Source organism: Streptomyces barringtoniae (genome assembly GCF_020819595.1).
Classification (GTDB): domain Bacteria; phylum Actinomycetota; class Actinomycetes; order Streptomycetales; family Streptomycetaceae; genus Streptomyces; species Streptomyces barringtoniae.
Map to the genome: position 1 here is coordinate 19,629 of NZ_JAJHNP010000013.1, position 14,194 is coordinate 33,822.

Here is a 14,194-nt window from a genome sequence, read left to right on the forward strand (position 1 = left end):
AGTTCCCGCGGGGCGCAGCTTTTCTGGTGGTGTGTCAGGCCTTGCGTGCCCGCGTCGTCTTCTTCGCGGCCGCCGCCTTCTTCGTGACCGTGTCGGCCTTCTTGGTAGCCGTGTTGTTGGCCTTGGCCGTCACCGTCTTCTTCGCGGCCGTCTTGGCGGCGGCCGTCCTCTTGACCGTGCCGGCGCGCGGCGCCTGCACCGGTTCCGCGTCGCTGATGCGGTCGGCGCCGAGGATCTCGCGGAGGAACTTGCCGGTGTGGCTGGCCGGCACCCCGGCGACCTCCTCGGGCGTGCCTTCGGCGACCACGAGGCCACCGCCGGCGCCGCCCTCCGGACCCATGTCGACGATCCAGTCGGCGGTCTTGATCACGTCGAGGTTGTGCTCGATGACGATGACCGTGTTGCCCTTGTCCACCAGGCCGCCGAGGACCTTCAGCAGCTTGCTGATGTCCTCGAAGTGCAGACCGGTGGTCGGCTCGTCCAGGACGTAGACCGTGCGTCCGGTGGAGCGCTTCTGCAGTTCGCTGGCCAGCTTCACGCGCTGGGCCTCACCACCGGAGAGCGTGGTGGCGGACTGGCCGAGGCGGACGTAGCCGAGGCCGACGTCCTTCAGCGTCCTCAGATGCCGGGAGATGGCCGGGACGGCCTCGAAGAAGTCGGTGGCCTCCTCGATCGGCATGTTCAGCACGTCGGCGATGGACTTGCCCTTGTAGTGGACCTCCAGGGTCTCCCGGTTGTACCGGGCACCGTGGCAGACCTCGCACGGGACGTAGACGTCCGGGAGGAAGTTCATCTCGATCTTGATGGTGCCGTCGCCCGCGCAGTTCTCGCAGCGTCCGCCCTTGACGTTGAAGGAGAAGCGACCGGGCAGGTAGCCGCGGACCTTCGCCTCGGTGGTCTCGGCGAACAGCTTGCGGATGTGGTCGAAGACGCCGGTGTACGTCGCCGGGTTGGACCGCGGGGTCCGGCCGATCGGCGACTGGTCGACGTGCACGACCTTGTCGACCAGGTCGTCGCCGTCCACGCGCGTGTGCCGTCCGGGGACGTTTCTCGCGCCGTTCAGCTCGCGGGCCAGATGCGTGTACAGGATGTCGTTGACCAGCGTCGACTTGCCGGATCCGGAGACGCCCGTGACGGCCGTGAACACGCCCAGCGGGAACGACACGTCGATGTCCTGCAGGTTGTTCTCACGGGCGCCGTGCACGGTGAGCCGGCGGGACGGGTCGCGGGGACGGCGGATGTCCGGAAGCGGGATCGCCTTGCGGCCCGAGAGGTACGCGCCGGTCTGCGACTCGGTGTTCTCGAGCAGCTCCTTCAGGGAGCCGCTGTGCACAACCTTGCCGCCGTGCTCACCGGCGCCGGGGCCGATGTCCACGACCCAGTCGGCGACCTTGATGGTGTCCTCGTCGTGCTCCACGACGATGAGCGTGTTGCCCATGTCGCGCAGCCGGACCAGGGTCTCGATCAGTCGGTGGTTGTCCCGCTGGTGCAGCCCGATGGACGGCTCGTCGAGGACGTACAGGACGCCGACCAGGCCGGAGCCGATCTGGGTGGCCAGGCGGATGCGCTGGGCCTCGCCGCCGGAGAGCGTGCCGGCCGCGCGGTTCAGCGAGAGGTAGTCGAGGCCGACGTCGACCAGGAAGCGCAGTCGCTCGTTGACCTCCTTCAGCACCCGCTCGGCGATCTTCTTGTCCCGGGCACTCAGCTTCAGCTGGCCGAGGAAGTCCGCGCAGTCGCTGATCGACATCCCGGAGACTTCGGCGATCGACTTCTCCATGATCGTGACCGCGAGGACGATCGGCTTCAGGCGCGTGCCCTCGCAGGAGGGGCAGGGCACCTCGCGCATGTAGCCCTCGAAGCGCTCGCGGCTTGCGTCGCTCTCGGCCTCGCTGTGACGGCGCTTGACGAACGGCACCGCGCCCTCGAAAGGCGTGGTGTACACGCGCTCGCGGCCGTACCGGTTGCGGTAGCGGACCTCGATCTGGGTCTTGTGGCCGTGGAGCAGGGCCTTCTTCGCGCGCTGCGGCAGGCCCGCGAACGGGATGTCCGTGCGGAAGCCGAGCGCGTCCGCGAGGGCACCGATCAGGCGGCCGAAGTAGTCCTTGGTGTGCCCGTGCGACCAGGGGTGGATGGCGCCCTCGTCCAGGGTCTTTTCCTCGTCCGGGACGATCAGCTCGGGGTCGACCTCCATGCGCGTGCCGATGCCGGTGCAGTCGGGGCAGGCGCCGAAGGGCGAGTTGAAGGAGAAGGAGCGGGGCTCCAGCTCCTCGAAGGACAGGTCGTCGTACGGGCAGTACAGGTGCTCGGAGTACATGCGCTCGCGCTCGGGGTCGTCCTCGGGGAGGTCGACGAAGTCGAGCACGACCATGCCGCCCGAGAGGCCGAGGGCGGTCTCCACGGAGTCGGTGAGGCGGCGCTTGGCGGACTCCTTCACCGTGAGGCGGTCCACGACCACCTCGATGGTGTGCTTCTCCTGCTTCTTCAGCGTCGGCGGCTCGGACAGCTGGATGGTCTGCCCGTCCACACGTGCGCGGGAGTAGCCCTTGGTCTGCAGGTCGGCGAAGAGGTCGACGAACTCGCCCTTGCGCTCGCGCACGAGCGGGGACAGCACCTGGAAGCGGCTCCCCTCCGGCAGCTCCAGGACCCTGTCGACGATGGCCTGCGGCGACTGGCGGGAGATCGGGCGGCCGCACTCGGGGCAGTGCGGCTTGCCGATGCGCGCGAAGAGCAGACGCAGATAGTCGTAGACCTCGGTGATGGTGCCGACCGTCGAGCGCGGGTTGCGCGAGGTCGACTTCTGGTCGATGGAGACTGCCGGGGACAGGCCCTCGATGAAGTCGACGTCCGGCTTGTCCATCTGGCCGAGGAACTGCCGGGCGTATGAGGAGAGCGACTCCACGTAGCGCCGCTGGCCCTCGGCGAAGATCGTGTCGAAGGCCAGGGAGGACTTGCCCGACCCGGACAGGCCCGTGAAGACGATGAGCGAGTCACGCGGCAGGTCGAGCGAGACGTTTTTCAGGTTGTGCTCGCGCGCGCCACGGACGATGAGACGGTCGGCCACGCCGGTCCGCACCTTTCTTGAGAGAAGTGACAGGGGCGGGGCCCCCGTGCTTCTTCAGACTAGGGGGAGCCACTGACAACGCCGGTCGGATTGCCCGGTTGCATAACAACCCCCGGCCATCCAGCATGCCCGACGCCGCCTTCGACGATATAGCACGTGCTTTCGATTTGCGGGCGGGGTTCACCACCTTCACCCAAAGGTGTGGCCGGGCTAATGTCAGGCCCATGATTGATCACGCTCATGACCTGGCATGTGTACGTGACGCGACCGAACGGCTCCTCAGCGCGGTCGCCGAACTGGACAACGCGTCGCTCGCCGAGCCGTCACGGCTTCCGGGGTGGACCCGCGGGCACGTCCTCGCCCACCTCGCCCGCAACGCGGACGCGCTCGTGAACGTCCTCGAGGGCCGGCCCATGTACGCGAGTGCAGAGGCGCGGGACGCCGAGATCCAGCGCGATGCCCCGCGCCCCCTCGAGGCCCAGCTCGCGGACCTGCGCGAGAGCGCGGCCCGCTTCCAGGCGGCGGGGGACGCCCCGGCGGACTGGTCGCGCACGGTGGAGCTGCGCAACGGGGTCACCGACTCGGCGTCCCGGGTGCCGTTCCGGCGGTGGGGCGAGGTCGCACTGCACCATGTCGACCTCGGCATCGGGTACGAGCTGGAGGATCTTCCGGCCGAGTTCACGGACCGGGAGATCGACTTCCTGGCGGAGCGCTTCGCCGGACACAAGGAGGTGCCCTCGACCGGTCTGACCGCCGGCGACGGCCGGTTCTGGACCACGGGCGGCGGTGCGGAGGGGGAACCCGTCGCGGTCGAGGGTACGGCCGCCGACCTGCTGGGCTGGCTCGCCGGGCGGCGCGACGGCTCCGGCCTGACCGCGAAGGGCGGCTCGCTCCCGAAGCTGCCGCCGTTGTAGGTCCGCTACGGTCCGCGGGCCCTCCCCCGCTATAGGCTGATGACCATGACGTACACCGGAGAGGTCAGGGTCGGCGGACCGGCGGATGTGCACGAGCTGAAAGACCTGATGATCACGAAGATCGCGGTCGGCCCGATGGACAACAACGCCTACCTGCTGCGCTGCCGGGCCACCGACGAGCAGCTTCTGATCGACGCCGCCAACGCGGCGCAGACGCTCCTCGGCATGATCGGTGACGACGGCATCGCGTCCGTCGTCACCACCCATCAGCACGGCGACCACTGGCAGGCGCTCGCCGAGGTCGTCGCGGCCACGGGCGCGCGTACGTATGCCGGCCGCGAGGACGCCCCCGGCATCCCCGTGCCCACCGATGTCCTCGTGGACGACGGCGACGTCATCAGGGTGGGACAGGTGGAGCTCACCGCGCGGCACCTCGTCGGGCACACCCCGGGTTCGATCGCGCTGGTCTACGACGACCCGCACGGCCATCCGCACGTCTTCACCGGCGACTGCCTCTTCCCGGGCGGCGTCGGCAACACGCGCAAGGATCCGAAGGCCTTCGCCAGCCTGATCCACGACGTGGAGACGAAGATCTTCGACGTGCTGCCCGATGAGACCTGGGTCTATCCCGGACACGGCAACGACACGACCCTGGGCGCGGAGCGGCCGCACCTGCCGGAGTGGCACGCGCGCGGGTGGTGAGCGCCGGGCGCTTTCCTCGCCCGAGCGCCCGGCACGCTTCTCGTCGCGCGCCCCGTGTGAACGTTTCGCACGCGCCGGGGGCGCGTACGCGCTCCCCGCGCGCCGCATCACGCGGTCAACTGATGACAGCCCCGCAGAGGATGACGGCTCCTCTACGGCAGGGCCGCCGGTCTCCAACCCCGCCCTCGGCCGGCGGCCCAGGCCAACGGCCCACGTCATGACGGTGTTCACACGACTGCAACACCCGTTCCCAGTATGCGAACAGTTGCGGTCGTGACCTGGACAGACGCGGGATTCGCTGCCAATCTCCCGCCATGTACCCAGCGCTTCGCGTCCTGCGCCGTGCGGCAGCCGCCGCCACCGTAGCCCTGCTCGCCACCGCCGTCGGCTGTGCCCCGCAGCCCGAGGAGAAGGCGTCGGCCTCACCCTCCGGCTCGGCCGCGAAGAGCTGCGCCAAGAGCACGTTGACCACCAAGGCGTCCGGGAAGCTGACGATCGCGACGGACGAACCGGCGTACGAGCCCTGGTTCAACGACGACAAGCCCGCGAACGGCAGGGGCTTCGAGTCGGCCGTCGCCTACGCCGTGGCCCGGCAACTGGGCTATGGCAAGAGCGCGGTCGTATGGCAGAGCGTGCCGTTCAACAAGGCGTTCGCGCCCGGCGTGAAGAGCTTCGACTTCGACATCAATCAGGTGTCGATCAGCGCCGAGCGCAAGAAGGCCGTCGACTTCTCCTCCGGCTACTACGACGTCCGCCAGGCCGTCATCGCGCTGAAGGGCGGCAAGGCCGCCAAGGCGACGAGCATCGCGGACCTGAGGGACCTCAAGCTGGGCGCCCAGGTGGGCACGACGAGCCTCAACTACATCAGCGACCTGGTGAAGCCGTCGCAGCAGGCGGCCGCGTACTCCAGGAACGACCAGGCCGTCTCCGCGCTCAAGAACGGCCAGGTGGACGCGATCGTCACCGATCTGCCGACCGCCTTCTACGTCACCTCGGCCCAGGTGACCAACGCCAGGATCGTCGGCCAGTTCGAGAACCAGGGCGGCACGCCCGAGCAGTTCGGGCTCGTCCTCGACAAAGGCAGCGGCCTCACGTCGTGCGTGACGTCGGCCGTGGACGCCCTGCGCAAGGACGGCACGCTGGCGAAGCTGGAGAAGCAGTGGCTGTCCGACGCCGTCGACGCTCCGGTCCTCAAGTGACGGTCATGGAGGAGGAGTCCGGGGAGGACTCCGGCAAGGACGATGTGCGCGACGGGTACGTCCCGTCCGAGCGGCGGCTGCAGCGCGAGCGCCACAAGCGCGCGCGTGCCCGCCGCGCGACGGCCATCGCCGCCCTGTCGACCCTGGTCACCGGCGTCGTCCTCTACCTGGTCGTCGTCAACGCGCCCGGCTGGCCACGCACCAAGGAGACCTTCTTCGACGGGCAGTACGCGCGCGAGGCCTTCCCCAAGGTCCTCGAAGGGCTGTGGCTCAACGTCCAGCTGCTGCTGGTCTGCGGCGTGCTGGTGCTCGTCCTGGGCATGCTGATCGCCATCGCGCGCACCCTGCCCGGGCCCGTGTTCTTCCCCCTGCGGGTACTTGCCGCCGCCTACACGGACTTCTTCCGCGGGCTGCCGCTGATCATCAACCTGATGATCGTGGTCTTCGGGGTACCCGCACTGCGCCTCCAGGGCGTGACCGTCGATCCCGTCCTGCTCGGTGGTGCGGCGCTGACGCTGACGTACTCCGCCTACGTCGCCGAGGTGTTCCGCGCCGGCATCGAGTCCGTGCACCCCTCGCAGCGCGCCGCGGCCCGCTCGCTGGGGCTGACCCACCGTCAGGCGCTGCGGTACGTGGTGCTCCCCCAGGCGGTACGCCGTCAGGTGCCGCCGCTGCTGAACGACCTCGTGTCGCTCCAGAAGGACACCGGGCTCGTGTCGATCGGCGGCGCGGTCGACGCCGTACGGGCGGCCGACATCATCGCCCAGCGCAGCCTCAACTACACGCCGTACATCGTCGCGGGCCTGGTCTTCGTCGCGCTGACCATCCCGATGACCCGCTTCACGGACTGGGTGACGGCCCGGATGGACCGGCAGCGGGCCCAGGGAGGATCGCTATGAGCGACGCAGTCGCGCCCGTGCTGCGCATGGAGTCCGTCCGCAAGACCTTCGGCGGCTCCGTGGTGCTGCGGGACGTCGGCCTGGAGGTCGCCCCGCACACGGTGACCGCGCTGATCGGCGCCTCCGGCTCGGGCAAGTCCACGCTGCTGCGCTGCGCCAACCTCCTGGAGGAGATCGACGACGGCGCGATCTGGCTGGACGGCGAGGAGATCACCGACCCCCGCGCCGACCAGGACGCGGTCCGGCGCCGGATCGGCGTTGTCTTCCAGGCGTACAACCTCTTCCCGCACATGACCGTGCTGGACAACATCACGCTGGCGCCCCGCCGAGTGCACGGCGTCCCCCGCGCGGAGGCCGGGGAACGGGCCAGGGAGCTGCTGGAGCGCCTCGGACTGGGCGGCAAGGCGGATGCCTATCCGGACCGGCTCAGCGGCGGCCAGCAGCAGCGTGTGGCGATCGTACGGGCGCTCGCCGTGCGGCCCCGGCTGTTGCTGCTGGACGAGATCACGGCGGCACTCGACCCCGAACTCGTGGGCGAGGTGCTGGAGGTGGTCCGGGACCTGAAGGACGACGGCATGACCATGGTGCTGGCGACGCACGAGATGGGGTTCGCGCGGGACGTCGCCGACCAGGTTTGTTTTCTGGACGGTGGCGTCGTGCTGGAGCGCGGCACCGCCGAGCAGGTTTTCGGCGACCCGCAGCAGGAGCGCACGCGGCGCTTCCTGCGGCGGATCGTGGAGGCGGGCCGGCTGTGACGGCCCCGGACTACGCCACGACCTAGGCCTCCGCCTGGGCCGCGCCCACCAGCGCGGCGACCCGCTCCACACCGAACGCATAGCCCTGCACTCCGCATCCGGCGATCACCCCGTCGGCGCGCAGGGAGACGTAGGAGTGGTGCCGGAAGGATTCACGCTGGTGGATGTTGGAGACGTGCACCTCCAGCACGGGCATGCCGTCGCAGGTGTTGAGTGCGTCCAGAATCGCGACCGACGTGTGGGAGTAGGCGCCGGGGTTGATGACGATCCCGCAGTGGTTCAGGCGCGCCTCGTGGATCCAGTCGACCAACTGACCCTCGTGGTTCGACTGCCGGAAGTCCACGGTGCCGCCGTGCGCGGCCGCGGCCTTGGCGCACATCGCCTCGACGTCGGCCAGGGTGTCCCTGCCGTAGATCTCGGGCTGGCGCTGGCCGAGCAGGTTCAGGTTGGGCCCGTTGAGGATCATGATCGGGGCGTTGGCCAGGGTGCGGGGCACTTTTCCTCCGGTCCGTTCGGGGCGGTACGACGACGACCGCCGCTCGCACCCGGTCTATCACGGCGCCCGGAGCACAGGGCGGGCCGCGTGCACCGACGGCCTCGGCGGCGCACGCCACGGTCGCCCGATCGCCTCCGCGCGCCCCGTAACCGTTGATCACGTCGGGTGGTTGACGCGGCATGCAGCCCGTACGCGCCGTGAACGCCCCTTCGATGCCGAGACTCGCCGCGGCGTCCCTGGCGGGGACCGCGATCGAGTTCTACGACTTCTTCGTCTACGGGACCGCGGCGGCCCTGGTCCTGGGGCCGCTGTTCTTTCCGACGTTCTCACCGGTCTCGGGGACGCTGGCGGCGTTCGGGACGTTCGGGGTGGGGTTCGTGGCCCGGCCGCTGGGCGCGGTGATGTTCGGACATCTCGGCGACCGGCGCGGACGGCGGCCCGTGCTCGTCGTCTCACTGCTGCTCACGGGCGCCTCGACCGTTGCGGTGGGCTGTGTGCCGTCGTACGGGACGATCGGCGTCGCCGCGCCCCTGCTGCTGCTCGTGCTGCGCTTCCTGCAGGGTCTCGGGCTCGGCGGGGAATGGGGCGGGGCGGTGCTGCTGACCGCCGAGCACGCGCCGGCCGCGCGGCGCGCTCTGTGGTCGAGCTTTCCCCAAGTGGGGCCCGCGGTGGGCTTCGTGCTCGCCAACGGGGTGATGCTCGCACTGTCGGCGGTGCTGTCCGACGCCGAGTTCGCGCGGTGGGGCTGGCGCGTGCCGTTCTGGGTCGCCGGTGCGCCGGCGCTCGCCGGGCTGTGGCTGCGCTCCTCTCTCGCCGAGAGCCCCCGGTTCCTGGAAATCGACGACCACGCGCGCGTGCCGTTCGTCGAGGTCGTACGGCATCACGGGCGGCTGGTGCTGCTGACGGCCGGGGCGCTGGCCATCGGGTACGCGGTGTTCTACGCGGTGACGACCTGGTCGCTGGCGTATGCGACGGAACGGCTCGGGGTGAGCCGGACGGTGATGCTGGGCTGTGTCATGGCCGCGGTGGCCGTGAAGGGGGCTCTCACTCCCTTGGTGGCGCTGCTGGGCGACCGCTATGGGCGGCGGCCGATGTGTCTGACGGGGTGCGCGGCCTGCGTGCTGTGGATGCTCCCGATGGTGGTACTGCTGGCCACCGGCCGGCCGCTGCTGATGTTCCTCGGCATCCTGGGCGCGTTGCTCGCGTTCGTCACCATGTTCGCGGTCATCTCCGCCTATCTGCCGGAACTGTACGAGGCGCGGGTCCGCTGCACGGGCGCCGCAGTGGGCTACAACCTCGGCGGGGTCGTCGGCGGTGCACTCACCCCGGTCGTGGCCACGGCGCTCGCGGCGCAGGGCGGGCGTGTGCCCTGGGCCGTGGGCGTGTATCTGACGGGCATCGGGCTGATCAGCCTGGTGTGCTTCGCGCTGCTTCCGGAGACGCGACCGGTGCCCGTACCGTTGGTGGAGCCGGCGACGAGCTGATCCGGGCGGGAACCGGGACGACGGCAAAGGGCTACGGGCATCCCGCCGAGGGACCGGACGGGTGGGTCCGTTACGGATTGACGGCCAACTCCAGGTAGGCCGCGAAGAGCACCAGGTGGACACCGCCCTGCAGGGGCGTGGCCCGTCCCGGCACCACTGTCAGGGAGCTGACCACGATGGTCAGCGCGAGCAGCAGCATGTGCGTGGGGCCGAGGCCGAGGACGAGGGGTCCGGGCAGCCAGACGGAGGCGAGGGCGACGGCCGGAATGGTCAGGCCGATGCTGGCAATGGCCGAGCCGAGTGCGAGGTTGAGGCTGGTCTGCACCCGGTCGCGGCGTGCGGCGCGCAGCGCGGCGATGGTCTCCGGCAACAGGACGAGCAGAGCGATGATCACACCCACGACGGCCTGATGAAGTCCGGCCGCCGCCACACCCGACTCGATGGTGGGCGACACTCCCTTGGCCAGGCCGACCACGCCGATCAGGGCCAGCCCGAGCAGACCGAGGCTGAGCCAGGCGGTGCGCGTGGACGGCGGCCGGGCGTGGTCGGCGGCGGTGATGACCTCGCCTTGCCGGGTGATCGGCAGGAAGTAGTCGCGGTGGCGCACGGTCTGGGTGGTCACGAACAGGCCGTACAGGATGAGTGAGGACAGCGCGGCGAAGGTCAGCTGCACCGAGGAGAACTCGGGTCCGGGCTTGCTGGTGGTGAAGGTCGGCAGCACCAGGCTGAGGGTGGCGAGCGTCGCCACGGTCGCCAGGGCGGCGCCGGTGCCCTCGGGGTTGAAGACGGCGGTGCCGTGCCGCAGGGAGGCGACGAGCAGACAGAGTCCGACGATGCCGTTGCAGGTGATCATCACCGCGGCGAAGACGGTGTCCCTGGCCAGGGTGGAACTCTTGGCACCGCCGTCCGCCATGAGGGTGACGATCAGGGCCACCTCGATGATCGTCACGGCGATCGCGAGCACCAGCGAGCCGAAGGGCTCGCCGACGCGGTGGGCAATGACCTCGGCGTGGTGGACGGCCGCCAGGACGGAGCCGGCGAGCACGAGGGTCACCACCGCGACGACCACGGCTGGCAGGTTGCGGCCCCAGGTCAAGACCAGGAGGACGACCGCGAGAACGGGGACGAGCATCGTCCAGTGCCGGCTGAGCGCCCGGAGCCGAGTGATCATGCGGCGATGGTCGCAGAGGCGTACAGGATTCGCATTCCGTTCTTTTCCGATACTTCTCCTCCTTTCCCTTTCCGTCATGGGGCCCGGCGGCGGGAGCGGTGCCTGTGCCACGCAGTCCCGCCGCCGCCCCGGCCATTGCTGCCGCAGGCTCGGTCAGGCGTCGACACTGTCCTTCGGAGCGGCTTGACCGTCCGTGTGCGCCGCCTCGACGGCGGCCTGTTTCCTGGTGGCCATCAGGCTGGTGACGGTCGTGACGACCAGGACCGCACAGATCACACCGAGCGAGACCGGGATGCTGATCTCGGGGACGTGGACGCCGGACTCGTGCAGGGCGTGCAGCACCAGCTTGACGCCGATGAAGCCGAGGATGACCGACAGGCCGTACGAGAGGTGGACCAGCTTCTTCAGCAGGCCGCCGATGAGGAAGTACAGCTGTCGCAGACCCATGAGGGCGAAGGCGTTGGCGGTGAAGACGATGTACGGGTCCTGGGTCAGACCGAAGATCGCGGGGATGGAGTCCAGGGCGAACAGGACGTCCGTGGTGCCGATGGCGAGCATCACGACCAGCATCGGAGTCATGGCCCGCTTGCCGTTCTGCCTGATCCACAGCTTGGTGCCGTGGTACCGGTCGGCCACACCGAACCTGCGCTCAGCGGCCTTCAGCAGCTTGTTCTCCTCGTACTCCTCGTCCTCCTCGTCCGTGCGCGCCTCCTGGATGAGCTTCCAGGCGGTCCAGATCAGGAAGGCGCCGAAAAGGTAGAAGACCCAGGAGAAGCTGGCGATGATCGCGGCTCCCGCGGCGATGAAGACGGCCCGCAGGAGCAGGGCTATGAGCACGCCGACGAGCAGGACGCGCTGCTGGTACCGGGCCGGCACCGCGAACTTCGCCATGATCAGGACGAAGACGAAGAGGTTGTCGACGCTCAGCGACTTCTCGGTGATGAATCCCGCGAAGAACTCGCCGGCCGGCCGTCCGCCGCCGAAGACGAGGAGACCGAGGCCGAACAGCCCGGCCAGGGCGATCCAGACGACGGTCCAGATACCGGCTTCCTTGACCGACACCTCATGGGGCTTGCGCCCGATGAAGAAATCGACCGCGATCAGGGCGGCGAGGCCCACGATGGTCAAGACCCACAGGGTCATGGAGACTTCCACTGCACCTCCGGCGTTACGTAACGGCAAACACGTCAGCGTCGTCGCTGCCGGAGGTCTCTTCCACCCGCGTCGGGCCGACGCCCCGGGACCGGAAACCGGTCCGTACTGACGGGTGCGCCGCAGTCAGGGAGTACTCCCCTCCGTACGGAAAACAGTACCCAATCACCAAGGAAAGGTAAAGAGAAAGGTAAAATAAAGACCAAGATACCTGGTCAGGACACTTTAACTGCGCTTGGTCCGGGCTCTCGCCACCTCGGTGAGCACCTGATGCACGACCTGGCTCCCGGCCGGCACCAGCGACGGCTCGTAGGTCCAGGCGTGCCCCACCCAGGGGTCGGCGAAGTGGTCGTCGGGCACCGGGGTGAGTCGCATCAGCGAACGCCACAGCGGATCGAGCAGGGGGCCGTAGGCGGCGGCGTCCTCGCGGTCCGCCACGAGAAGGAGGTGGACACCGACGTCGGGCCCCTCGTCGGCGAGATAGCGCAGCCGGGTGACCGCCCGGTCGTCGAAACCGTGCGGGAAGTCGTTGACGATCAGCAGCCGGCGCGCGGTGTCGACATCGGCCGGCAGCGATTCGGGCGCGCCGCCGCGCACCGCCATCTGCACCAGGTCGACCCGCCGGGTGAGCCGCTCCAGCATCTCCGTCACCCCGGCCGCGCCGGTCGCGGGTGGCGCGGCGAGCACCCCGGCCCGCGTGAGCGGGGCGAACGCCGCGGCCCCGGTGCCGGCCGGGTCGATGATCTGCACGGCGAAGTCGCCGGCCGGATGCACGGCGAGCAGCCGCGCCGCGAGCGCCACCGCCGCCTCCATGGCCAGGTGCCGAAGTTCGGCGGAGTCGGGTGCGCCGCCGAACGCCGCCGGGCCGCTGTCGAACCACAGGCCGCGTTCCAGCGGCAGTCTGACCAGCAGGGGGATACGCAGCGACGCGCTCTCGGGCAGATGGAGGTCGCCGAGACGCAGGGCCATCGGCGGCTCGACGGGCACTCGGTAGCCGTGCCAGACGGGGTTGTCCCAGCGAGCATAGGCCGGCGGAAGCGCGGGCTCGACCACCTCGGACTCGGCGGTGAGCTGGGCGAGGTCACGGTCGAGGGCCACACGCGCCTGGTCCACCAGCTGCGTCCGGCGGACATGTGCCGCCTCGCGCGCGGCGTCGCCTGCGGCGCCGAGCCGACCGCGGGGGTCGGTGAGGGCCTGGTCGAGCTCCTTCTCCAGGCGGGAGTCGGCGAAGTCGACGGCGCTGCGGAACGCGGCGGTGGTGCGGGCCAGGTCCTCGAACATGCCCCAGACCTGGTTGTACAGCCGCTCCTCCATCGACCAGCCCACGGCGTCGCCCGCGACGGGCGGCGCGGGCCGGCCGTCGTCGGCGGCCGGAGCCGCCGGGGGCGGTGTGCCGTGCGCGCGACGGCCGGGGTGCGTGTAGTCGACCCGGGTGCCGGAGTCTCGCGGAGCTGCGCCGGGCGCCTGGGTGTCGTACGGGTTCCGCGCGTCGTACGACGGTGCCGGCTCCGGCTGCTGGGCGAAGGAGGGCGTCGGCCCGGGCGTCCCGGAGGCGGTGGTGCCCCGGGACTCGGGCGCGGCGGCGTCGTACGGCCCTGGAGCCGGGGTGACGCGCGCGGCGGAGGCGGACGCGTCGTGCGGTGGGGCCGGAGAGGTGGCCTGCGATGGGGCCGTAGAGGCGTCCTGCGGCGGGCGAGCCGAAGCCTCGGGCGCTGACGGTGCGGAGGTCGGCGCCGGCAGCATGCGGGACAGGCCGTGGGCCGCCTCGCCGGAGGCCGCCGCCGCATGGGCGGCGGCCGCGACGTCGGCGGCCTCGCGCAGGCCCTGGTCGGCGAACAGTGCGGTGAGCCCGGCCGCGTATCCCTGGCCCACCGCACGCACCTTCCAGGCGCCCTGTCGACGGTACAACTCCAGGGCGAGCACGGCAGTCTCGCTGTCCAGGCCGGTGATGGTGTAGCAGGCGAGTTCGGTGCCGTCGAGGCTCTCGACCGTCGTGTGCGGGGCGGCGACGGCACCGAACCGGGGCGGTGTCCCCGCCCCGGTGGGCAGGGCGAGGAAGACGGCGACGCGGTGGACGGCCTCGGGCAGGGCGCCCAGGTCGACGGCGAGCCGGTGTCCGGTGGCGGCCCGCCGGGGCACCTCGACTCCGGGCAGGGCGGGCGCGCCGGGGTGGGCCACCCACTGCGGACCGGGCACCGTGCCGTTCTCGTCGCCGAGCGTGGCTCCGGCCAGGACCGGCGCCCCGGCCGAGATCCGGATCGCCAGCCGGACCTCGGGCAGCGGGTGGTTCTGCCCCCGCACAAGCTCGGCCGTCATCGCCGTCGCCCCCCGTGTGTCGTTGTCGTTCTGTCGTGCGCCCCG

The 14,194-nt window shown here is 70.4% G+C and carries 11 protein-coding genes; 6 read left to right on the forward strand and 5 right to left on the reverse strand.

The window, feature by feature from the left end:
* Positions 1-34: 34 nt before the first annotated feature.
* Positions 35-3,061, reverse strand: coding sequence for an excinuclease ABC subunit UvrA (gene uvrA, locus LMU33_RS23505; protein ID WP_228622517.1), 3,027 nt, complete (start codon positions 3,059-3,061; stop codon positions 35-37).
* Between the two features lie 224 nt (positions 3,062-3,285).
* On the opposite strand from uvrA, the gene LMU33_RS23510 reads away from it, so the two are divergent.
* From LMU33_RS23510 to LMU33_RS23530, 5 genes are all read left to right on the forward strand, one after another.
* A complete protein-coding gene (locus LMU33_RS23510; RefSeq protein WP_228622518.1) occupies positions 3,286-3,975 on the forward strand; it encodes a maleylpyruvate isomerase family mycothiol-dependent enzyme in 690 nt (229 codons plus the stop codon).
* A 45-nt stretch (positions 3,976-4,020) separates the two neighbouring features.
* Complete coding sequence (locus LMU33_RS23515) at positions 4,021-4,677, forward strand: MBL fold metallo-hydrolase (protein WP_228622519.1); 657 nt, start codon at positions 4,021-4,023, stop codon at positions 4,675-4,677.
* A gap of 314 nt (positions 4,678-4,991) precedes the next feature.
* Entirely contained in the window at positions 4,992-5,876 is an 885-nt protein-coding gene (locus LMU33_RS23520) for an ABC transporter substrate-binding protein (RefSeq protein WP_228622520.1), read from the forward strand.
* A 5-nt stretch (positions 5,877-5,881) separates the two neighbouring features.
* Positions 5,882-6,775, forward strand: coding sequence for an amino acid ABC transporter permease (locus LMU33_RS23525; protein WP_249814160.1), 894 nt, complete (start codon positions 5,882-5,884; stop codon positions 6,773-6,775).
* Positions 6,772-7,530 carry an amino acid ABC transporter ATP-binding protein gene (locus LMU33_RS23530; RefSeq protein WP_228622522.1) on the forward strand — a complete coding sequence of 253 codons (759 nt, stop codon included), beginning with the start codon at positions 6,772-6,774 and terminating at the stop codon, positions 7,528-7,530. Before LMU33_RS23525 ends, LMU33_RS23530 begins: the two co-directional genes overlap by 4 nt.
* A gap of 22 nt (positions 7,531-7,552) precedes the next feature.
* Here the strand turns inward: LMU33_RS23530 and aroQ are convergent, their stop codons facing one another.
* Complete coding sequence (gene aroQ / locus LMU33_RS23535) at positions 7,553-8,026, reverse strand: type II 3-dehydroquinate dehydratase (RefSeq protein WP_228622523.1); 474 nt, start codon at positions 8,024-8,026, stop codon at positions 7,553-7,555.
* Between the two features lie 212 nt (positions 8,027-8,238).
* Between aroQ and LMU33_RS23540 the strand changes: the two genes are divergently transcribed.
* Positions 8,239-9,510 (forward strand): MFS transporter, encoded by a 1,272-nt coding sequence (locus LMU33_RS23540; RefSeq protein WP_228622770.1) that lies wholly within the window; start codon positions 8,239-8,241, stop codon positions 9,508-9,510.
* A gap of 70 nt (positions 9,511-9,580) precedes the next feature.
* Here LMU33_RS23540 and LMU33_RS23545 read toward each other — a convergent pair whose 3' ends face one another.
* The 3 genes from LMU33_RS23545 to LMU33_RS23555 all read right to left on the reverse strand — a co-directional run bounded on the left by LMU33_RS23545 (position 9,581) and on the right by LMU33_RS23555 (position 14,149).
* Positions 9,581-10,681, reverse strand: a complete 1,101-nt coding sequence (locus LMU33_RS23545; RefSeq protein WP_228622524.1) for a calcium:cation antiporter — start codon at positions 10,679-10,681, stop codon at positions 9,581-9,583.
* A gap of 153 nt (positions 10,682-10,834) precedes the next feature.
* Positions 10,835-11,824 carry a TerC family protein gene (locus LMU33_RS23550; RefSeq protein ID WP_228622525.1) on the reverse strand — a complete coding sequence of 330 codons (990 nt, stop codon included), beginning with the start codon at positions 11,822-11,824 and terminating at the stop codon, positions 10,835-10,837.
* 234 nt (positions 11,825-12,058) lie between these two features.
* The gene (locus tag LMU33_RS23555; RefSeq protein ID WP_228622526.1) at positions 12,059-14,149 is read right to left on the reverse strand and encodes a TerD family protein; all 2,091 of its coding nucleotides are present in this window, start codon (positions 14,147-14,149) and stop codon (positions 12,059-12,061) included.
* Between the last annotated feature and the right edge of the window lie 45 nt (positions 14,150-14,194).

Coding starts and splice junctions, on each gene's coding strand:
- LMU33_RS23510 (WP_228622518.1), top strand. CDS start 3,286: ATGATTGATCACGCTCATGACCTGGCATGTGTACGTGACGCGACCGAA.
- LMU33_RS23515 (WP_228622519.1), top strand. CDS start 4,021: ATGACGTACACCGGAGAGGTCAGGGTCGGCGGACCGGCGGATGTGCAC.
- LMU33_RS23520 (WP_228622520.1), top strand. CDS start 4,992: ATGTACCCAGCGCTTCGCGTCCTGCGCCGTGCGGCAGCCGCCGCCACC.
- LMU33_RS23525 (WP_249814160.1), top strand. CDS start 5,882: ATGGAGGAGGAGTCCGGGGAGGACTCCGGCAAGGACGATGTGCGCGAC.
- LMU33_RS23530 (WP_228622522.1), top strand. CDS start 6,772: ATGAGCGACGCAGTCGCGCCCGTGCTGCGCATGGAGTCCGTCCGCAAG.
- LMU33_RS23540 (WP_228622770.1), top strand. CDS start 8,239: ATGCCGAGACTCGCCGCGGCGTCCCTGGCGGGGACCGCGATCGAGTTC.
- LMU33_RS23545 (WP_228622524.1), bottom strand. CDS start 10,681: ATGATCACTCGGCTCCGGGCGCTCAGCCGGCACTGGACGATGCTCGTC.
- LMU33_RS23550 (WP_228622525.1), bottom strand. CDS start 11,824: ATGACCCTGTGGGTCTTGACCATCGTGGGCCTCGCCGCCCTGATCGCG.
- LMU33_RS23555 (WP_228622526.1), bottom strand. CDS start 14,149: ATGACGGCCGAGCTTGTGCGGGGGCAGAACCACCCGCTGCCCGAGGTC.